Raw genomic sequence first — 19,992 nt, 5'->3', positions numbered from 1 at the left:
ACGGGATGAAGAAGACCATCGTCGGTGGGGCGGCCCTGGCCGCCGCGGCCGCACTTGTCGCACAGGTACTTCCCGACATCAGGCGCTACCTGCGGATCCGACGCATGTGACCCCGGTCCACGACGAGCGCTCCACGACGTTGCGTCGAACGGCGTACCCGGCCGGCGGCGACGGCGTGCCGGGCCGTCGAACCCGGGCCCCTCGCCTCTAATGACGGCTGGGAGGACACAGACCCATGCACGAGATGTCCGTCGCGCTCGCCGTGATCGACCAGGTGGAGAAGGCCGCTGCCCAGGCCGGTGACGTCACGGCGGTGCGATCGGTGCGGCTTCTGGTCGGTGAACTGGCCGGTGTCGTGCCCGACTCCCTTTCCTTCTGCTTCGAACTGGCCTGCGCCGGAACCGTGCTGGAAGGCGCCGAGCTCGTCACCGAAGCGGTGCCGGGCCGGGCCCGCTGCACGCCCTGTGGGCACGAGTGGGCTGTCGGCATGCCGCCCCGGCTGAGCTGTCCCGAGTGTGGCGGGGTCAGCACCGACCTGCTCTCGGGCCGGGAACTCCAGATCGCCAGCGTGCACTGGGAGGACGGCCGGACGCACGCGCAGACCCGCGAACCGATCTCCGAGGAGCGCTGAACCATGTGCCGTGTGGTCGACCTGCAGCAGGCCGTACTCGCCAAGAACGACGCGACCGCGCACACCCTGCGCGCCCACCTGGCAGCTCGCGGCACTGCCGTCGTCAACCTGCTGTCCAGCCCGGGCAGCGGGAAGACCGCGCTGCTGGAACGCGAACTGCTGCTGGCCCGCGAGCGGTCCGTTCCGGTCGCCGCGCTGACCGCCGACCTCGCCACCGAGAACGACGCGACACGCCTGGCGCGTTCGGGTGTGCCGGTCAAGCAGGTCCTCACCGACGGGCTCTGCCACCTGGAGGCGGGGATGCTCGGCGGCCACCTCGAGGGCTGGCTGCCCGACGACACCCGGCTGCTGTTCGTGGAGAACGTCGGCAACCTGGTCTGCCCGGCCTCCTACGACCTGGGTGAGACGCTGAGAGTCGTCCTCGCCTCCGTGACCGAGGGCGAGGACAAGCCGCTGAAGTACCCCACCGCCTTCGGCCTCGCCCACCTGGTCGTGGTCACCAAGACCGACATCGCCGAGGCCGTCGCGTTCGACGAGAACGCGTTCCGCGCGAACGTGGAACAGGTCAACCCGGGCGTCGAGGTGCTCCTGACCTCGGCACGCCGGGGCAAGGCGATCGGCGCGCTGCTCGACAGGGCGCTGGCGGCGGCGGACGGGGCGCCTCTCCACACCCCTGTCATGGCCCGCAGGCCCGACGTCTTCGGAGCCGGGGACCCCGCACCTCACCACCACGACGGCCGTGGGCACGCCGTCCCGGACGGCTCCGGCTCCATGGCCCAGAGCCGCTCGTGAGCGGTCCGCAGCCCTCGACCGTCGTCGCGGGCGACCCGCCGCTGCGCCGTCGGGTGGTCGTTCGAGGAGTGGTGCAGGGCGTGGGCTTCCGGCCGTACGTGTACAGCCTCGCCACCGAGCTCGCCCTGGCCGGACACGTGACCAACACCCCGGAGGGCGTCGTCGCCGAAGTCGAGGGAACCGCCTCGGCCGTGGCCCGGTTCTGCGACCGGATCGCCGTACAGGCGCCCCCGCTGGCCCACGTTGAGTCCGTCCACCACAAGGAACTACCCGTCACGGGCGGCGACGCGTTCACCATCCTCGCCTCCCGTACCGACGGACCGGCCCGCACCCTGGTCTCCCCGGACACGGCCACCTGCGCCGACTGCCTCGGTGAACTGGCCGATCCCGCCGACCGGCGATACCGCCATCCCTTCGTCAACTGCACCCACTGCGGACCACGCTTCACGATCGTCACCGGTGTTCCCTACGACCGGGCGAACACCACCATGGCCGGCTTCCCGATGTGCTCCGACTGCGCCCGTGAATACGCCGATCCCGGAGACCGCCGATTCCACGCGCAGCCGGTCGCCTGCCCCGCCTGCGGTCCGCGGCTGCGTCTGCTCGTGCCCCAACAGCCGCTCGGCGGACGGCCGGAACACGTCGGCGGGGCGGACCCGGTGGCCGAGGCCCGCGCGCTTCTCGCCCGGGGCGCGGTCCTCGCCGTGAAGGGCCTGGGCGGCTACCACCTGGCCTGCGACGCCTGTGACGCCGACGCCGTCAGCCTGCTGCGGCGCCGCAAGAGCCGGGGGAACAAGCCGTTCGCCCTCATGGCCAGGAGCGTGGACGACGTCGAGCACCTCGTCCGGGTGAGCCCCGAAGAGCGGGTCATGCTGGAGGGCGGCACCAGGCCGATCGTGCTGCTGCGCCGCCGTACGGACCCTTCGTACGAGACAGGGGCCGTGCGGCCGGCTGAGGCGGTCGCGCCCGGCAGCCCCGACCTCGGCGTGATGCTGCCGTACACGCCCCTGCATCATCTGCTCCTCGGCCTGCCCGGCGACGTCGAGGGCCCCCGACTGCTGGTCATGACCAGCGGCAATGTGGCCGGTTCACCGATCGTGACCGACGACGAGGAGGCGCTGGAGCGGCTGGCGCCCCTTGCCGACGCCTGGCTCACACACGACCGGCCGATCCATGTGCCGTGTGACGACTCCGTGGTCCGCGTCAGCGACGGGAGGCCGCTGCTGGTGCGGCGGGCTCGCGGCTATGCCCCGATGCCGGTCACCCTCCCGCTGCCCGTCCCGCTGGGCCTCGCGGTCGGCGGCGACCTCAAGAACGCGTTCTGTCTCGGGGAGGGGCGTCGCGCCTGGCTGTCCGCGCACATCGGTGACATGGACGACCTGGACACGCAGCGAACCTTCGAGCGTGCCGTGGCGCAACTGGAGTCCATCACGGGCGTGCGTCCCGAGGCCCTGGTCGCCGACCGGCATCCCGGCTACCGCTCCGCCCGGTGGGCGGAGAGGAACGCCCACGGCCGGCCCGTCGTGCGCGTCCAGCACCATCACGCCCACGTCGCCGCGGCGATGGCCGAACACGGCCTGGACGGCACCCGGCCGGTGATCGGCGTCGCCTTCGACGGCACGGGCCACGGCGACGACGGCGCCGTATGGGGCGGGGAGATCCTGCTCGCGGACTACGACGGCTTCACCCGGTTCGGGCATCTCGCCTACGTCCCGCTCCCCGGTGGGGACGCGGCGGTACGCAGGCCGTACCGGATGGCTCTGGCCCACCTGCGCGCGGCAGGGATCGACTGGGCGGACGACCTCGCCTGTGTCTCCGTCTGCCCGCGCGACGAACTCAACGTGCTGGACCGGCAGTTGCAGCGCAACCTGAACTGTGTCCCCACGTCCAGCATGGGCCGGCTCTTCGACGCCGTGTCCTCCCTCGCCGGTGTGTGCCACCGCGCCGGATACGAGGCCCAGGCAGCCGTCGAGCTGGAAGGCGCCGCGCTGAACGCGCCCGCCGAGGACACCACCACCTACGCGTTCGCCCTCCGCCCCTCGGAGCCGGACGGGGACGGCGCTGTGCGAGCCGACCCGGCACCCGTCCTCGCGGCGATCGTCACTGATCTGCGGGCGGGTCTGGAGCCGGCCGTGGTCGCGGCCCGCTTCCACCGGGCCGTGACCGGCCTGGTGCACCGGATCTGCGTACGGGCGCGAGAGCACCACGGGCTGGACACCGTCGCCCTGACCGGAGGCGTGTTCGCCAACACCCTGCTCTCCTCGGCCTGCGCCGACGCCCTGCGCGAGGACGGCTTCACGGTCCTGCGGCACCACCTGGTCCCGCCGGGCGACGGCGGACTGGCGCTCGGCCAGCTCATCGTGGCCGCCCGTGCCACTGCCGCCCACTGACCCACGCCCCACCCACAGCAAGGAGAGGCCCATGTGCCTGGCGGTACCCGGCCAAGTGCTCGACATCGAGGAACGGGACGGCACCCGCATGGCCACCGTCGACTTCGGCGGCGTGGTCAAGGAGGTGTGCCTGGAGTACCTGCCCGACCTCCAGGTCGGCGAGTACGCCATCGTCCATGTCGGATTCGCCCTGCAACGCCTGGACGAGGAGTCGGCGAAGCAGACGCTCGAACTCTTCGCCGAACTCGGCATGCTGCAGGAGGAGTTCGGTGACCCCTGGGAACTGGCCGCGGAAGCGGGACCGGCCGCCGGGCACACGGGCGAGGACACCGTCGAGGAGGTGCGGAAGTGAAGTACATCGACGAGTTCCAGGACCCCGAACTGGCCCGCCGGCTCCTCGACGACATCCACGCCACGGTCACCCGGCCCTGGGCACTGATGGAGGTCTGCGGAGGACAGACGCACAGCATCATCCGCCACGGCATCGACCAGCTCCTGCCGGATGAGGTCGAACTGATCCACGGTCCGGGCTGCCCCGTCTGCGTGACCCCGCTGGAAGTCATCGACAAGGCCCTGGAGATCGCCTCCCGCCCTGACGTGATCTTCTGCTCCTTCGGCGACATGCTCCGTGTGCCGGGTACCGGCCGGGACCTGTTCCAGGTGCGCAGTGAGGGCGGCGACGTACGCGTCGTCTACTCGCCGCTGGACGCCCTGCGGATCGCGCAGCAGAACCCGGACCGCGAAGTGGTGTTCTTCGGCATCGGCTTCGAGACGACGGCTCCCCCCAACGCCATGACGGTCCATCAGGCGCGCCGCCTGGGCATCCCGAACTTCAGCCTGCTGGTGTCCCACGTCCGCGTGCCGCCCGCCATCGAGGCGATCATGTCGGCGCCGAAGTGCCGGGTGCAGGCCTTCCTGGCTGCCGGGCACGTGTGCAGCGTGATGGGCGTGGGGGAGTACCCGGAACTGGCCGAACGCTTCCGGGTGCCGATCGTCGTGACCGGATTCGAGCCGCTGGACATCCTCGAAGGCGTACGCCGGACCGTCCGCCAGCTGGAACGCGGCGAGCACACCGTCGACAACGCCTACGCCCGCGCCGTCCGTCCGGAGGGCAACCCGGCCGCCCGCGCCATGCTGGAGGACGTCTTCGAGGTCACCGACCGGGCCTGGCGGGGCATCGGCGTGATCCCCGACAGCGGCTGGCGGCTGGCGGAGAAATACCGCGACCACGACGCCGAGTACCGCTTCTCGGTCGACGGCATCCAGACCCGCGAACCGGCCGAGTGCCGCAGCGGCGAGGTCCTGCAGGGACTGCTCAAGCCGCACGAGTGCGAGGCCTTCGGAACCCTCTGCACGCCCCGCACCCCCCTGGGCGCCACCATGGTCTCCAGCGAGGGCGCCTGCGCCGCGTATTACCTCTACCGGCGCCTGGACCTGACCACCACCACGGACCGGGAGGCGAGCCCCGTTGTCTGACACCACCGACCTCACGGCCACGGCGGTTGACCCCGCCGCCTGGACGTGCCCGGCCCCGCTGCGCGACCGCCCCCGTGTCGTCATGGGCCACGGCGGCGGCGGGGCACTCTCCGCCGAACTGGTCCAGCAGATCTTCGCGCCCGCCTACGGGGGAGAGGCCCTCGCCCAGATGGGTGATGCCGCCGCTCTCTCGCTGGGCGGCGCCCGGCTCGCGTTCTCCACCGACTCCTTCGTGGTACGGCCGCTGTTCTTCCCCGGCGGCAGCATCGGCGACCTCGCCGTCAACGGCACCGTCAACGACCTCGCCATGAGCGGTGCCCGCGCTGCCTACCTCTCCTGCGGATTCATCCTGGAAGAGGGCGTCGAACTCGAGGTCGTCTCCCGGGTGGCCGAGGCGCTCGGCGCGGCGGCCCGCACCGCCGGCGTCGAGGTGGCGACCGGCGACACCAAGGTGGTCGAGGCCGGACACGGTGACGGGATCTTCATCAACACAGCCGGCATCGGCCTCATCCCGACGGGCGTCGACCTGCGTCCTCAGCGGGTCGTCCCCGGCGATGTCGTGATCGTCAGCGGTGCCATCGGCGTGCACGGCGTGGCGATCATGAGCGTCCGTGAGGGCCTGGAATTCGGGGTGGAGATCGAGAGTGACTGTGCGGCGCTCGGCGGTCTGGTCGACGCCATGCTCGCCGTCACCCCGGACCTGCGTGTGCTGCGCGATCCCACCCGAGGCGGCCTGGCCGCCGCGCTCAACGAGATCGCGGCGGCCTCCGGCACGGGGGTGGTCATCAGGGAGCGCGACGTCCCGGTGCCGCCTGTCGTGGCCAATGCCTGCGCCATTCTGGGCCTGGACCCCATGTACGTCGCCAACGAGGGCAAGCTGGTGGCCTTCGTCCCGCGCGAGCACGCCGACGCTGTCCTCGAAGCGATGCGGGCCCATCCGCTGGGTGCGCACTCCGTGATCATCGGCGAGGCCGTCGAGACGCATCCCGGCATGGTGGTGGCCCGGACCGGGCTGGGAGGAACGCGGGTGGTCGATCTGCCGATCGGGGAGCAGCTGCCGCGGATCTGCTGAGACGAGACTCGCGGATCTGGTGATACGAGACTCGCGGATCTGCTGATACGAGGGCCGAGGGCCTGATCCACGGGGACAGGCCCTCGGCCCGGTCGGCGCTCGGGGACAGCCCCTAACGCGGTCGGCGCTTGGACGGCGGGTCCTGCGGGTCCACGCCGGTGAACGCGGAAGCGTCCTTCGTGCCGCTGGGGCGCTGGGAGCGGCCCTTGCGTCCGGTGTCCCGCATGCCCTTTTCGTTCTCGCCGGCGTACTCCTCGCCCCGCGCACTGTCACTTTCGACCGTGTCACCGGGAACGGACTTCTTCTCCTCTTTGGACTTCGTCCGGCCCCGCCCCTTGTCACCGGCCTGCTCGGCGTCGAAGGAGCGGCGAGCGCTCGGGTTGTCCTGCTGCCGGGTCTCATCCACATCAGGCGACCAGCCGTGCTGCCCGGTGCCCTGATGACGGCTCGGGCCCTTTCCGTGTGAGGGCTCGGACGAAGGTGTTTTCTTCGGCATGGGCCGACCTGCCTGTTCAGTGGGGGGACGCCGGTCACGCGTCGCCGCGGTAGGGCAATTATCCCCCTTTGTCATATTTGCGGCATGTCGTGCCCGATGCCGGTCCGAGTGTTCTTACGAAACAAGGACATCGGGGCCGGCCCTCCGTACGGAAGCGAGGCCGGTGGGAGGGTGGGGGGCATGCAGCAGTCGTACGAATCCCCTGGCCCCGGACTCGCTCCGCGTGGGCACGCGGGCACGGGCCGCGTTCTCGTGGTGGATGACGACCCCACCGTCGCCGAGGTCGTCTCCGGCTGTCTCGACCGCGCCGGATGCGAGCTGGACCGGGCCGAGGACGGGCCGTCCGCCCTCGCCCGGGCCGCCGCGCACCGGCCGGACCAGGTGGTGAGGCCGCCCGGCACGGACGGCCTGGACCTGGAGGTGTGCCGCCGGATACGGGCCCGCGGCCGCGGACCGGTCATCAGGCTCATCGCCCGCGGGCCGGTCATCAGGCTCATCGCCCGCTGCGACGAGGGCGACCGGATCCTGGGCCCGGAAGTGGGCGCCGACGACTACGTCACGAAGCCCTTCGGTCCCCGTGAACCGGTGCTGCGGATCGAGTCGGTGCTGCGCCGGAACCGGCCCGCCGTCGCGGCTCACCCCGTGCACGCGGCCGGCCTCACCGTCGACCCGGCCGCCCGCCGCGCCACCAAGAACGGCACCGCACTCGGCCTCACCCCGCACGACTGCGACCTCCGCGCCTTCCCGCTGCGCAACCACGGGCGCGCCCACAGCCGCGAAAGGCTGATGCGTGAGGTGTGGGCCCGGGACTTCGGCGACCTGTCCGCCGTCACCGTCCATGTGCGCCGGCTGCGGGGCAAGGGGGAGGGCGACCCGGCCCGGTCCCGGTTGATCCAGACGGTGTGGGGAGTGGGCCACCGCTTCGACGCCACGCCCCGAGAGGAGGCGGTCTGACCATGCGCGACACCCTCCTCATCGCCCTCTTCGCCTTCCTCGGCGCCGTCGCGGCCGGGCTGCTCGGGGCGGGCGCGCTGTGGCTGATCCGGCGCCGCTCGCTGACCGCGTCCCTCGCCGTGGTCTCCGCCGTGGCCGTGACGGCCATGCTCGCGGGCACGCTGGCCGTGGCGCAGGCGATGTTCCTGTCCTCGCACGACCTGAGCGTCGTCACGACGGTCGTCGCGATGGCGGCGGTCGTCTCCCTGGCCACCGCGCTGCTGCTCGGCCGCTGGGTCGCCGCCCGCAGCCGGGCGCTCACGGCCGCCGCCCGTTCCTTCGGTGACGGCGGTCATTTCGCGGCCCCCACCGAACCGGCGACCGCCGAACTCGCCGCGCTCAGCAGGGAGTTGGCCGCCACCAGTGCCAAGCTGGCCGAGTCCCGCGATCGCGAGCGCGCCCTGGAGACATCGAGACGCGAACTCGTCGCCTGGATCTCGCACGACCTGCGCACGCCCCTCGCCGGGCTGCGCGCCATGTCCGAGGCCCTGGAGGACGGCGTCGCCGCCGACCCCCAGCGCTACCTCCGCCAGATGCGCACGGAGGTCGAACGCCTCAACGGCATGGTGGGTGACCTCTTCGAGCTCTCCCGCATCCATGCCGGGGCGCTCGCCCTCTCCCCTTCCCGCATCTCGGTGTACGACCTCGTCGGCGACGCCCTCGCGGGAGCGGACGCCCTCGCCCGCGAGTACGGGGTGCTGCTGGTCGGCGACCGCATCGAGCCGGTACCGATCGAGGTGGACGGCAAGGAGATGAGCCGAGTGCTGGGCAATCTGCTGGTCAACGCGATTCGCCGGACCCCCTCCGACGGTACGGTCGCGGTCGCTGCCGAGCGATCCCTGGACGGGGTGGTCCTGTCCGTCACCGACGGCTGCGGCGGCATCCCGGAGGAGGACCTGCCGCGGGTCTTCGACACCGGCTGGCGCGGTACGCATGCCCGTACCCCACCCGCCGGCGCCGGACTGGGCCTCGCCATCGTCCGGGGCATCGTGGAGGCCCACCGCGGCCGGGCCGCCGTGCGCAACGTCCCCGGCGGCTGTCGCTTCGAAGTGACACTCCCCGCGGCCGAGGCCTGACCAGAGAGGCTCGCTCGGCCAGGAAGTCCCGCACGGGACACCGACCGACCACCGACTGCCCGGTGCCGGCCCTTTCCGTACGGGTCGGCACCGGGCAGTCGTCGGAATGACACCCTCCAACTAGCCGAAGGTCACGACGAGGCGGCCGTCCGAGGCGAAGGACCAGTGCAGCGCGCCGGAGTAGGAGGAGCACCGGGATCCGTTCGAGCCGGACCAGAACTGGTTGGAGCTGTCGGAGTTGCCGATGATCCGGTCGTTGGTGCCGCTGCCGCTGCGGCACGAGGTGTTGTTGCGGAACACCGAGGTGCCGGCGTCGAAGTTGAAGTTGCGCTGGACGTTGTCGATGCTGATGTTGTCCGACACCGTCATCGAGCCGGGGTTGCTGTTGTAGGTGAACCCGTGCTTGCCGTTGTGGTAGGCGATGCTGCGCCGGACGATGTGGTTCACCGCGATGTCGTCGCCGCCGAGCTTGTAGCCGTTGCGGTCACCGTTGCCGGCCTGGGAGCCGTCGGTGAGGGTGCCGTTGTCGTAGGCGAGGGAGTCCTCGATGGTCACCGCGCCGATGGGTCCGGTGTCGGGCTTGGTGTAGAGGTCCCAGCCGTCGTCGATGTTGTTGTGGGCCACGGCGTAGCGGAACACGTTGCCGGGTCCGGAGGTGAGCTTCGCGGCGAAGCCGTCGGCGTCCTCGCCGTCGGAGTCGGCGTTGTCGTGCGACTCCGCGCTCAGGATGAGGTTGTTGGAAGGCCACTGGCTGCTGGGCGTGCTGGAGAGCATCCGTGAGAGCTGCAGGCCGGTGTCCCGGTTGAAGCGCGTCACCGTGCGCTCGAAGATGTTGTTGCTGCCTCCGACGAAGATCCCGTTGTCACCGGCACGTTCGACGACGAGGCCCTTGACGTGCCAGTACGAGCCGTTCACGGCGAGCCCGCGGTTCGCCGGGTCCTCGGCCTGGGCGGAGAAGTTCAGTACCGGGGTCTCACCCGGGTAGGCGGACAGTTCCGTACGGTCGCTCGCGGTGCCGTTGTTGCCCGCCGGGATGGTGACCGTCTGCGAGTAGCGGTAGGTGCCGCCGCGCATGTAGATCGTTCCGCCGGGGGTGATCCGGCTGATCGCCGAGGTGAGAGTCGTCGGGGCCGCCTGCGTTCCCGCGGCGCCGTCGGTGCCGCTGGGTGCCACGTACAGCGCGGAAGCCGACGGCGGCGTGGTGGTACCGCCCACCTCGGCATCGAGGTAGTCGATGTTGGGCAGGCCGACGGCGGCGGTGGGGCTGAGCCGGATCGTGTTGCTGCCCGAGTTCACCGGCACCGTCAGGGTCTTGGTCGTCCACCCGCCCCAGGTGCCGGTGGACTCGAACGACGCCGTCGTGGCCGTGGAGCCGTTCACGATGACGTTCGCGGGCCGTGCGGTGGTGGTTCCGTTGGCGAAGCGGACGCTCAGTGTCGCCGTGCCCGATGCGGGTGCGGTCACGGTGAACTGGGCATACGCGCCGACCGCGTTGTTGGCGTTGCAGAATCCGCTGCCCGAGTAGCCGGCCCAGTCGGAGTCGATGGTGCCGGTGCAGACCGCCGGGGAACTCTCGGCCTCGTAGCGGGTGGGAGCAGCCTGCGCCGTGGTGCCGGAAACCGCGACCAGTGTGCCGGTCAGCAGGCTGATGGACGCGATGACAGGTCTCAGTTGCATCGTTCGTCTCCAGGTTGGTTGTCTCGTCCGACCAGGGGCGGCTCGGTGAACGGGGCCAACCGGGTGCCGTGAGGCGGCTTGTTCGGCATCATGAATGGGGCAGTACGCCGAACCTTGCACCCAGCTGGGAGAAAGCGCTTTCCCCGGACGTTAAGGGGGGCGCTGTGAACGCGTCAACGGTCGTGTACATGATCGTTGTTCACATTGATGAACTTCAGTGTGGTCAGTCGTGGGCAAACGAAAAGGCACCGTCCGCAGACGGTGCCCTTCGCTACTACTGGCTTACGGGGACTACGGCGTCCACTTGACGTTGGGGTTCACCTGGCCGGTCCAGTTGAAGATGGCCATGTTGTCCCAGCCGTTGCCGCTGTTGTTGATGTCGGCCGGATCCCAGCCGTTGCCCTTGACCGCGTACCAGGTCGGTTCCCAGTAGAAGACGCCGATCGCGCCGGCGTTGCGGGCCGTGTTCTGTACGGCGGTGAAGTTGTCGGCCTGCCCCTGCCAGGTGAGGGGATAGCCCGAGCAGCCGGAGGTGATCGAGTTGCTGGTGCTGTCCGCGTTCGCCGAGGTGAAGGGGTACGCCGTCTCGGCGATGACCACGTCCTTGCCGTAACGGGACTTCATGTCGGACACGACGCTGCCCATGTTGGCCAGCGTGCCGTGCCACGGGCAGTAGTAGGACAGCCCGGTGATGTCCCAGTTGACGCCCTTGGCTGTGATGCCGTCGTAGAACCAGCGGGCATGCGCGTCGCTGTCCGAGTTGGCGGTGTGGATGATCACCTTGGTGCCGCTGTTGCATGACTTGGTGGCGTTGTAGCCCGACTTGAGGAGCAGGCTGAGGTTGGTGAAGTCGTTGTTCACCACCTTGCCCTCGTTCCACAGCATGCCGACGTTGATCTCGTTGCCGATCTGCACGCTGTCCGGGGTGGTGCCCTGGGACTTGAGGCTGTTGCAGACGTCGTACGTGTAGTTGTAGACGTCCGTCTGCAGCTGGCTGATGTTGTGGCTGGACCAGGCCGCCGGCTTGTACTGCTTGCCGGGGTCGGCCCAGGTGTCGGAGTAGTGGAAGTCCACCAGCAGCTTGAGGCCCTTGGCCTTGACCTGCTTCGCGTACGCCAGCACCTTGGCCTTGTTGTTGTAGCCGCTGGCCGGGTTGTTCCAGACCCGCAGGCGGACGTAGTTGACGCCGGCGCCCTTGAGGACGTCGAGCGGGTCCTTGGCGGTGCCGCTCGCGTCGTAGTACTTGGCGCCGAGATCGAGGGCGCGTTGCGCGGTCGAGACGTCGGCGCCGAGCATGGTGAGCGTGCCCGCGGCGGAGGCGGTCGTGGGGGTGGTGAGCAGGGACGCGGGCAGGGCGACGGCTGCCATGAACAAGGCGGCCTTCACTGTGCGACCTGGACCGTTCACGGTCATCCCGAACTCCTTTGATCGAGACGTGCGAAGCCGAGCTGAGCGCTTGGCATGCGCATGTAGCGGTTTCCGTGAACGTTCACAGTAGGGGAGGTAACAAGGGCTGTAAATATGTGTGTCGCGGGGATTTCATACAGGTCGGAGGCCTGGCCTTTGCGCTGGATGATTGGGTACGTGCACAGCAGTGGATCACTCGATAGACGAGGTGTCCTCGGCCGTCATCGGCCCCTTCACCTGATTGGTCATCAGTTTCCTTGTTCTGCAAGGAGGTTCGGGCCATGCTGTGATCCGTCTGTGAACTCCTGATTCATGGAGAAATATTTGTGCCGTCCAACCCCCCACCGACCTCACGCTCCACAGGCCGCCGAAGACTGGCCGTAGGAGCCCTGGTCACCGCGCTGTTCGGCCAGTTGCTCGCCCGAACCGCCGCCGCAGCACCCCGGCCAAGACGCCGTCACCCGGGCCAATAGCCTGGCAACCCTGTGACTCCCGGTGATGTGTCAGGGCTACGACTTCGACGTACCGTCGTACGGCACGCTCGCCCGCTTCGAACGCGAACTGGCCCGCCTCGCCCCGGTCACCCGGCTCAGCTCCCTCGCCTGGACGGACCTGACCGGCTGCCAGAACTGGCCGACCGAGGTGACCAACCCGCCCCACCGGCTCCGTGTCGACGGCACTCCGCCGATCCTGGTGACCAGCAGCCGTTACGACGTGGCCACCCCGCACTCCTGGGGCTCCAGCGCGGCCCGTCAGATCGGCCGCGAGGCGGTCTTCCTCACGTACGACGGTGTCGGGCACGGCGACTACTGGCTGAGCCCGTGCGCGCGCGACGCCATCGACACCTACCTGCTGACCCTCAAGACGCCCCGCAGGGGCACCCACTGCCCCGCGGTCCGGCCGACCGGACCCTCCGTCCAGCGCCAGTCGCCGAGCGGAGATCTCGTCAACCCGCTGCCCGAGTTGCTGGGGACGGGGGCGCGCCGGTGAGCCGCGTGACGCGGCCTGATCCGACGCGGTCGTGAGTGAGGGGGCGCGGTCCCGGTCGGGCCGCGCCCCTTCGTTCGCCAAGTGACGATGCGTGCGCCATGTCTTGACGTGTACTTGGCATAGGTGGCTTCATGGGAGCGCTCCCATGACACTTCTGATGCCTGAGTTTCTCGGCGCTCAACCCTGGAGTCGCAATGAGAACGAGAAGAAGCACGTCACGAAAGGACCCGTTGGGCCGTCTGCTGACCGGCCTCGCCACCCTGCTCGGCCTCGTGGTGCTCGGCGTCCTCTGTCCCGTCGTTGCCCAAGCCCAAGTGCAGGCACAGGCGCAGGCCCGAGTCCAGGCCACCGGCCTTCACATCAGTGACGGCCGCCTGCTGGAGGGCAACGGCAACGACTTCGTCATGCGCGGCGTCAACCACGCCCACACCTGGTACCCGGGCGAGACGCAGTCGCTGGCCGACATCAAGGCGCTGGGTGCCAACAGCGTCCGCGTCGTCCTCTCCGACGGCCACCGCTGGACCGAGAACAGCCCTGCCGACGTGGCGAACATCGTCGACCAGTGCAAGGCGAACCGGCTGATCTGCGTACTGGAGGTGCACGACACCACCGGCTACGGCGAGGAGGCCGCGGCCGGAACGCTCGACCACGCCGCCGACTACTGGATCGGCCTCAAGGACGTGCTCGCCGGCGAAGAGAACTACGTCATCATCAACATCGGCAACGAGCCCTGGGGCAACACCGACCCCGCCGGCTGGACCGACCCCACGATCGCCGCCGTGAAGAAGCTGCGCACCGCCGGGTTCGAGCACACGATCATGGTGGACGCGCCCAACTGGGGCCAGGACTGGCAGGGTGTCATGCGCGCCAACGCCAAGTCCGTCTACGACGCCGACGTCACCGGGAACCTGATCTTCTCGATCCACATGTACAGCGTCTACGACACCGCCCAGGAGATCACCGACTACCTGAACGCCTTCGTCGACGCCGGACTGCCCATCCTCATCGGCGAGTTCGGCGGACCGGCCGACCAGTGGGGCGACCCGGACGAGGACACCATGATGGCCACCGCCGAGCAGCTCGACCTCGGCTATCTGGCCTGGTCCTGGAGCGGAAACACCGACCCGATCCTCGACCTGTCGATCGGCTTCGACCCCGACCGGCTCAGCTCCTGGGGCCAGCGCATCTTCAACGGCGCCAACGGCATCGCCCAGACCTCCGAGGAAGCCACCGTCTTCGGCGGCGGAACCCCGGGGGACACCCAGGCCCCGACCACTCCCGGCACCCCGACCGCCTCCTCCGTGACGGCCACCTCCGCCGCCCTCACCTGGACCGCGGCCACCGACAACGTCGGCGTCGTCGGCTACGACGTGGTCCGCGTCAGCGGCGGCACCGAGACCAAGGTCGCCGCCTCCGCCACCAACTCGGTGACGGTGACCGGCCTCACCGCCGCCACGGCGTACACCTTCGCCGTCTACGCCCGGGACGCGGCCGGGAACCGTTCGGCCCGCTCGGCCACGGTGAACGTCACCACGGGCAGCGCCCCGAGCGGGAACTGCTCCGTCGCCTACCGCGCCACCAACGAGTGGTCCGGCGGCTTCCAGGGCGAGATCGTCATCCGCAACACCGGCACCACCGCCATCAACGCCTGGACGCTCGTCTTCAGCTTCGCCAACGGCCAGACCGTGGCCAACATGTGGGGCGGTACGCCCACCCAGAGCGGCGGCACGGTGAGTGTCGCCCCCGCGTCCTACACCTCCACCATCCCGGCCGCCGGCTCGGTCACCCTCGGCTTCATCGCCAACAAGGGCGCCACCAACACCGCGCCGACCGCGTTCACGCTCAACGGGACGGCCTGCGCCACGGCTTGACCCGAGAGGTTGGGGCCGGCCTGGTCGGTCTCCCTGTGGCAGTCGTCATGGACGTGCGCGGAGTGCGTCCATGACGGTGCTGCTGATCGCCCGGGCGCCGGCCGGGATTGATGGAGCAGGCGCATCAGGTACTGGTGGAGCCGGTGCGCCGGGACGACCGGACGGTGGGCCTCGCCGACGGCTCCGTGGATGCGGGCCTGGTGTGGGGCCGTGTCGACGACCCGCGGTACACGGCCGTGGAGGTGCTGCGCGAGGAACGGGTGGGGGCGATCTCACGCCGCTCCGGGCTCGCCCTGCGCGACTCGGTCACCTGGCGTGGATTGGGCCGCCGTTGCCTGGTGCTGAACACAGTCAGCGGAACCCTCACCCCGGACGACTGGACGACCGGGGCCAGGCCCGAGATCGGCGCGGAGGCAGCCAACCTCGACGAGCTACCTGCACGCCGTCGCCGCCCGCCGCGGCGTCGGCGCGCTGCCCGCCTCGGTCGCGGCCGGGAACGCGGACCCCGACGTCCGGTACCTCCCGGTCACCGGCGCCCCGCCCGCCGTCCTCGTACGTGCGTCCGCGCACCAACCCCCATCCGCACGCCGCACACCTGGCGGCCGCGCTGACCGAGAGCACCGCCCGCCGCACCGGGAGCAACATCGGTACGGTCGGCTCCGGCGCCCGCACGCCGTGACCACCTGCCGGAACCGGTCGTTCTGGCTCGGCCGAGAACTGGTGCGGGGCAGCACGATGGCGGACAACGCCAGGCGGGGCCGGGTCCCGAGTTCTGCTTCGTGGGCGGCGGCGACAACCAGGACGACGCCGGTCTGCTGATGCCGGGCACGTACACATGCGCAAACACCTGCCCGCCCCTACCGTTCCGGGCACGCCGACCCTTGAGCCGCCCCGTCATCCGCCGAGATTTATATGAATGCTCCGGCCACGGTCGGGTACGCGAGCAGGACCGCACTCGGGGCGATCTTGCCCCACGCGGGCCGCACGACCGCCGCTATCAGGGGAATCATCACTCATGGAAACACCCGCGTACGACAACACCGTCACACCTGCCCGGCGGGCGCTGGACGCGCTGGCCGAGAACACCGAGGACACGGCGGCACTGGCCACCCTCGCGAGCAGCGAGGTGCTGGTGCCGGTGCCCGACGACGCCGGTCAGGAGGAGGCCACTGATTCCAGTGTGGTGGCGCTGCCGGTCCTCGAGCAGCCGGACGGGGCTCCCGTGGTGCCCGTCTTCACCTCCGAGCCGGAGATGGCCGAGCTCCTGCCATACGTCTCCCGCTACCGTCTGGTCCCGCTGGGCGCACTCGCCGCACAGTGGCCGGCCGACGACCTGTCCCTGACCATCGACGCGAACTCCGCGCATCCGCTGACCCTCACGTCGGAGGGCGTCCGCACCCTGCTGGCGAGGCCGTAGGGGCGAGCGGAACGGGCCCGGCCACCGCTCAGCGGCAGGGGGATCGGCCGGGCCAGGACCGGTACGCGCGACCGGGGTGCGGGCAGGCTCTTGCCTCCGCACCCCGGTTTTCGCCCGCCCGGGGGCGAACAGCGTGCCTCACAGGCACTTGCCGGGATTGAGGATCCCCCGAGGATCGAACACCTCCTTCACCCGCCGCTGCAGCGCGTGGGCCGCGGGCCCGAGCTCCTCGGCGACCCACTGCCGCTTCAGCAGGCCCACCCCGTGCTCGCCGGTCAGGGTCCCGCCCAGCCGCAGCGCCAGGGCGAAGATCTCACCGGCCGCCTCCCACGACGCCTCCGGCAGCCGGTCCAGGGACGGGTCCACGACGAGGATCGGGTGCAGATTGCCGTCCGCCGCGTGGGCGAGGGTGAACACGGGCACGTCGTGGCGTGCGGAGATCGCCCGTATCTCGCGCACCGCCTCGGCCAGCCGTGAGCGCGGGACCGCGATGTCCTCGATGAGCGGACGACCGAGCCCTTCCAGCGCGGGCAGCGCGAGGCGACGGGCCGCCAGCAGGGCCTCCGCCTCGGCGGGGTCCTCCGTCGTCTCCACCGTCGTGGCCGACGGAGCGACCAGCCGGGCCACCGCCGCGGCCTCGGCCGCCGCGCCCGCGCCGTCGCACTGCACCACCAGCAGCGCCGCCCCCCGCTCCCGCAGCGCCGGGTCGATGGCCCGCAGCACGGGCCCGTCCACCAGCTCCGCCAGAGCGGGCTCCACCCCCGCCCGCGTGATCGCGTACGAGGCCTCGGCGGCCTTCTCGAAGGACGCGAAGTAGGCGGCCAGCGTGGATGTCGCCACCGGAACGGGCCGCAGTCGCAGCGTCGCCGAGGTGATCACCGCGAGGGTGCCCTCCGAGCCGGTGAGCAGGGCGGTCAGGTCGTAACCGGTGACGCCTTTGACCGTACGGCGGCCGGTCCTGACCACTGTCCCGTCGGCGAGGACCGCCTCCAGACCCAGGACGCTGTCCCGGGTGACCCCGTACTTCGCGCACCGCAGACCGCCCGCGTTGGTCGCGATGTTCCCGCCGATGGTGGACAGCGCCGCGCTCGCGGGGTCGGGCGCGTATCGCAGGCCGTGCGCACCCGCCGCCCGGTCCAGATCGGCCGTGACGACGCCGGGTTCGACGACGGCGAGCTGGTCGGCGGCGTTGAGTTCGAGGATGCGGTTCATTCCGGACAGGTCCAGGACCAGGGAGCCCTCGTTCGCCGTGGCCCCGCCCGAAAGACCGGTACCCGCGCCGCGCGGCACCACCGGCACGCGCAGCGCGTGCGCGTGCCGGAGGGTGACCGTCACGTCCTCCGTCCGCCGGGCCTGCACGACGGCCAGTGCCTCGCCGTCGGGACGGCTGCCGGAGCGGTCGGTGGCGTGCGCGGCGAGGACGGCGGGGTCGGTGGTCAGCCGGTCGGGCGGCAGGTCGCGGGCGAGCAGCCCGAGGAGCTGGGCCGAGGCGGTTCGTTCCGGTGCGGTGGTCATCGGTCCAACACCTTCGTCTCCGGTGCGGTGGTCAATGGGTCAGCGCTTGCGTTATCCAGGCGTTGCTCGTTCGTCCTGGTCATTCGTCCAGGACCCGCGTTCCGATCGCGATCAGCGAGATGTCCTCCTGGGGCGCGTGCACGGGCGCGCACTGGATGTCCCGGAAGTGCCGCTCCAGCGGGTTGCCGCGGGCCAGCCCAGGGTTGCCCAGCAGCCGTACGGCCAGCTCCACCGCCCGCACGCCGTGCCGGTCGGCCAGCACCCGCGCGCCCAGGGCCTGTTCGGGGCGGTACGAGGTGTCCCCGGCGCCGACCCGCGCGGCCCCGTCGAACACCAGTTGCTCGGCGGCGGCGAGCAGCACCTCGATCTCCCCGGCGGTGCGCCGGAAGCGTTCGGTACGGGCCACCGGGTGACCCAGGTTGGCGGGGACGCGTGTGCGGGCGAAGGCATGGAAGGCGTCCTGCGCGGCGCGGGCGACGCCCAGGTAGAGGGCGGCGAGCGGCAGATGCAGGGCGGCGCCCGCCCGGTTGTCCTGTTCGGCGGCCGGCCCGTGCGGGCCGATGCCGACTACGTGCTCGTACGGGATCTCCACGTTGTGGAAGGTCACGTCGTGGCTGCCGCTGGCGCGCAGTCCCAACTGGTCCCAACGTCCGGTGATCTCGATGCCGGGCGAGCCGCCGGGCACCAGAAAGGTGCCCACACGCGGCTCGGATTCGTCGGTGCTCGCCCACACCAGGAACCAGTCGAGCCCTTCGGCGCCGGTCACGAACCGCTTGGTGCCGTCGAGGGACCAGCCGTCCGCCGTGCGGCGGGCGAGGGCGGCGGGCAGGCCGCCCCGCGCGGGGGAGCCCAGCTCGGGCTCCACGCGCGCGTGGTTGATCAGGACGGGACGCTCGATGGACTCCTTGACCACACGCGCGTACAACTCCTCCGGCCAGTGCGGCTCGACGGCCTGCCGGGCGTGCGTGTTCAGCGTCATCGCCGTGATGAGGGCGACGGACGGGTCGGACCGCCCCAACGTGTGCAGGATCCGGGCGATCTCCTCGACGCCCGCGCCCCGGCCGCCGTACCGTTCGCCGATCGTCGCGGTGAGCAGCCCCGCCTCGTGGGCGATGCGGAGGGACTCGGCGGGAAAGGCGGCCGAACGGTCGTACCCGGTGGCGAGTTCGGCGATGCGGTCGGTCACAGGGCCTTCCTCAGGTCGGCGTCGAGTCCGGTGGACCAGAACGACTTCACGTCCACGTGCTCCTTGAGTGCGCCGAGTTCGGCGAAGGCGTCGGCGACCTTCTGCTGCGAGGCGATGGTGTCGGCGCCGACGGTCCGGGCCTGTGTCGGACGCTGGGCCTGGGCGTCGACGAGGTCCTTCCTGGCCTGGGCGAGCGGCTGGTGGGTGGCGTCGGCGGTGACCTGGGCGAAGCCGTCCTCGTGGCCGTCACGGACATAGGCGTACGCCCGGGTGATCCGCGCGATCAGATCGGCCGCGGCCGCCTTCTGCTCCGGGCTCTTCAGCACGTCGTCCCGCGCCGACCACAGGAAGTTGCCGGACAGGATGTCCTTGCCCGAGCCGACCGTGGTGGCGCCCTGCTGGTGGGCGGTGACGACCGACGTCCCGTAGGAGGCGAAGGCGTCGATGCTGCCGCCGTTCAGGGCCGCCAGGCCGTCGTTGGGAAGGAGGGGTGTGGCGTCGATGTCGGACCACTTCAGGCCCGCCTGCTTCAGCAGCTCGTACAGGAAGTAGTGGGCGGTGGTGTTCTGGACGTAGCCGACCTTCCTGCCCCTGAGGCCGGCGATGTCGGTCACCTTCGACCCCTTGGGGACGACGACTTCCTGGTTGAGGGTCGCCCCTCGCTGCACCGCGACCACCTTGAAATTGGGATCGCCGTCGGCGGCCGCGAAGACCGGCGGGATCTCGCTGGAGGAGGCGAGATCGAGGGCCCCGGCGCGGATCGCCTGGAGCTGCTGGTCGCCGCCCTGGAACTGGCTCCACTTCACTTTGTACGGCGTGTCGTCGAGACCGGCGTACTTCAGAACCGCCTCTTCGACCTTCCAGCCGGTGGCGCCGACCCGGAGGGTGACGGTGGACGAGGATTCGGCCTGTGCCTGGGTCCCGCACGCCGCCGCGAAGGGCAGGAGCAGGGCGAGGGCGGCGGCGGACGTGCGGAGGGTGCGACGGAACAACACGGGATCTC

19 protein-coding genes are annotated in these 19,992 nt (G+C 70.7%); 13 read left to right on the top strand and 6 right to left on the bottom strand.

All coding sequences use genetic code 11. The features are described from left to right. The first annotated feature begins 5 nt into the window (after positions 1–5). From ACFWWR_RS19840 to hypE, 7 genes are all read left to right on the top strand, one after another. Positions 6–110: a DUF6893 family small protein gene (locus ACFWWR_RS19840; protein WP_374200275.1), complete on the top strand. Its 105-nt coding sequence runs from the start codon at positions 6–8 to the stop codon at positions 108–110. Between the two features lie 125 nt (positions 111–235). After that, on the top strand, positions 236–631 hold the full coding sequence (gene hypA / locus ACFWWR_RS19835; protein WP_384304465.1) for a hydrogenase maturation nickel metallochaperone HypA: 396 nt from the start codon (positions 236–238) through the stop codon (positions 629–631). A gap of 3 nt (positions 632–634) precedes the next feature. Beyond that, positions 635–1,423 (top strand): hydrogenase nickel incorporation protein HypB, encoded by a 789-nt coding sequence (gene hypB / locus ACFWWR_RS19830; RefSeq protein WP_384304462.1) that lies wholly within the window; start codon positions 635–637, stop codon positions 1,421–1,423. Further along, positions 1,420–3,813: a carbamoyltransferase HypF gene (gene hypF, locus ACFWWR_RS19825; protein WP_384304459.1), complete on the top strand. Its 2,394-nt coding sequence runs from the start codon at positions 1,420–1,422 to the stop codon at positions 3,811–3,813. The genes hypB and hypF overlap by 4 nt, the downstream gene beginning before the upstream one ends. A 31-nt stretch (positions 3,814–3,844) precedes the next feature. Next, positions 3,845–4,165, top strand: coding sequence for a HypC/HybG/HupF family hydrogenase formation chaperone (locus ACFWWR_RS19820; RefSeq protein WP_383863587.1), 321 nt, complete (start codon positions 3,845–3,847; stop codon positions 4,163–4,165). After that, on the top strand, positions 4,162–5,289 hold the full coding sequence (gene hypD, locus ACFWWR_RS19815) for a hydrogenase formation protein HypD (protein WP_383863584.1): 1,128 nt from the start codon (positions 4,162–4,164) through the stop codon (positions 5,287–5,289). The genes ACFWWR_RS19820 and hypD overlap by 4 nt, the downstream gene beginning before the upstream one ends. After that, positions 5,282–6,361 carry a hydrogenase expression/formation protein HypE gene (gene hypE, locus ACFWWR_RS19810; RefSeq protein ID WP_383863581.1) on the top strand — a complete coding sequence of 360 codons (1,080 nt, stop codon included), beginning with the start codon at positions 5,282–5,284 and terminating at the stop codon, positions 6,359–6,361. The genes hypD and hypE overlap by 8 nt, the downstream gene beginning before the upstream one ends. A 112-nt stretch (positions 6,362–6,473) precedes the next feature. Here the strand turns inward: hypE and ACFWWR_RS19805 are convergent, their stop codons facing one another. Next, entirely contained in the window at positions 6,474–6,857 is a 384-nt protein-coding gene (locus ACFWWR_RS19805; RefSeq protein ID WP_384304456.1) for a hypothetical protein, read from the bottom strand. Between the two features lie 180 nt (positions 6,858–7,037). On the opposite strand from ACFWWR_RS19805, the gene ACFWWR_RS19800 reads away from it, so the two are divergent. Together ACFWWR_RS19800 and ACFWWR_RS19795 are read left to right on the top strand one after the other, a co-directional pair. Beyond that, entirely contained in the window at positions 7,038–7,811 is a 774-nt protein-coding gene (locus ACFWWR_RS19800; protein WP_384304454.1) for a response regulator transcription factor, read from the top strand. Positions 7,812–7,813: 2 nt separating this feature from the next. Continuing rightward, complete coding sequence (locus ACFWWR_RS19795) at positions 7,814–8,926, top strand: sensor histidine kinase (RefSeq protein WP_383863571.1); 1,113 nt, start codon at positions 7,814–7,816, stop codon at positions 8,924–8,926. Positions 8,927–9,046: 120 nt separating this feature from the next. On the opposite strand, the gene ACFWWR_RS19790 is transcribed toward ACFWWR_RS19795, so the two are convergent. Together ACFWWR_RS19790 and ACFWWR_RS19785 are read right to left on the bottom strand one after the other, a co-directional pair. After that, on the bottom strand, positions 9,047–10,603 hold the full coding sequence (locus ACFWWR_RS19790) for a carbohydrate-binding protein (RefSeq protein WP_383863568.1): 1,557 nt from the start codon (positions 10,601–10,603) through the stop codon (positions 9,047–9,049). 291 nt (positions 10,604–10,894) lie between these two features. Continuing rightward, the gene (locus tag ACFWWR_RS19785) at positions 10,895–12,016 is read right to left on the bottom strand and encodes an arabinogalactan endo-beta-1,4-galactanase (protein WP_384304451.1); all 1,122 of its coding nucleotides are present in this window, start codon (positions 12,014–12,016) and stop codon (positions 10,895–10,897) included. Between the two features lie 492 nt (positions 12,017–12,508). Between ACFWWR_RS19785 and ACFWWR_RS19780 the strand changes: the two genes are divergently transcribed. The 4 genes from ACFWWR_RS19780 (at position 12,509) to ACFWWR_RS19765 (ending at position 16,288) form a co-directional block, all read left to right on the top strand. Continuing rightward, on the top strand, positions 12,509–13,000 hold the full coding sequence (locus ACFWWR_RS19780; protein ID WP_383863562.1) for an alpha/beta hydrolase: 492 nt from the start codon (positions 12,509–12,511) through the stop codon (positions 12,998–13,000). Positions 13,001–13,194: 194 nt separating this feature from the next. After that, on the top strand, positions 13,195–14,871 hold the full coding sequence (locus ACFWWR_RS19775) for a cellulase family glycosylhydrolase (RefSeq protein ID WP_383863559.1): 1,677 nt from the start codon (positions 13,195–13,197) through the stop codon (positions 14,869–14,871). 110 nt (positions 14,872–14,981) lie between these two features. Continuing rightward, positions 14,982–15,482: a LysR substrate-binding domain-containing protein gene (locus ACFWWR_RS19770; protein ID WP_383863556.1), complete on the top strand. Its 501-nt coding sequence runs from the start codon at positions 14,982–14,984 to the stop codon at positions 15,480–15,482. Positions 15,483–15,886: 404 nt separating this feature from the next. Beyond that, a complete protein-coding gene (locus ACFWWR_RS19765) occupies positions 15,887–16,288 on the top strand; it encodes an SseB family protein (protein ID WP_383863553.1) in 402 nt (133 codons plus the stop codon). 138 nt (positions 16,289–16,426) lie between these two features. Here ACFWWR_RS19765 and ACFWWR_RS19760 read toward each other — a convergent pair whose 3' ends face one another. The 3 genes from ACFWWR_RS19760 to ACFWWR_RS19750 all read right to left on the bottom strand — a co-directional run bounded on the left by ACFWWR_RS19760 (position 16,427) and on the right by ACFWWR_RS19750 (position 19,984). Further along, complete coding sequence (locus tag ACFWWR_RS19760) at positions 16,427–17,803, bottom strand: FAD-binding oxidoreductase (protein WP_384304448.1); 1,377 nt, start codon at positions 17,801–17,803, stop codon at positions 16,427–16,429. Positions 17,804–17,882: 79 nt separating this feature from the next. Then, on the bottom strand, positions 17,883–18,989 hold the full coding sequence (locus ACFWWR_RS19755) for an acyl-CoA dehydrogenase family protein (RefSeq protein WP_383863548.1): 1,107 nt from the start codon (positions 18,987–18,989) through the stop codon (positions 17,883–17,885). Then, positions 18,986–19,984: an ABC transporter substrate-binding protein gene (locus ACFWWR_RS19750; RefSeq protein WP_383863545.1), complete on the bottom strand. Its 999-nt coding sequence runs from the start codon at positions 19,982–19,984 to the stop codon at positions 18,986–18,988. The genes ACFWWR_RS19755 and ACFWWR_RS19750 overlap by 4 nt, the downstream gene beginning before the upstream one ends. Positions 19,985–19,992 lie beyond the last annotated feature (8 nt).

This window comes from Streptomyces sp. NPDC058678 (assembly GCF_042714835.1).
GTDB lineage: Bacteria > Actinomycetota > Actinomycetes > Streptomycetales > Streptomycetaceae > Streptomyces.
Note: the sequence above shows the minus strand (reverse complement) of the source record. Positions and strands in the feature narration are given on the sequence as shown.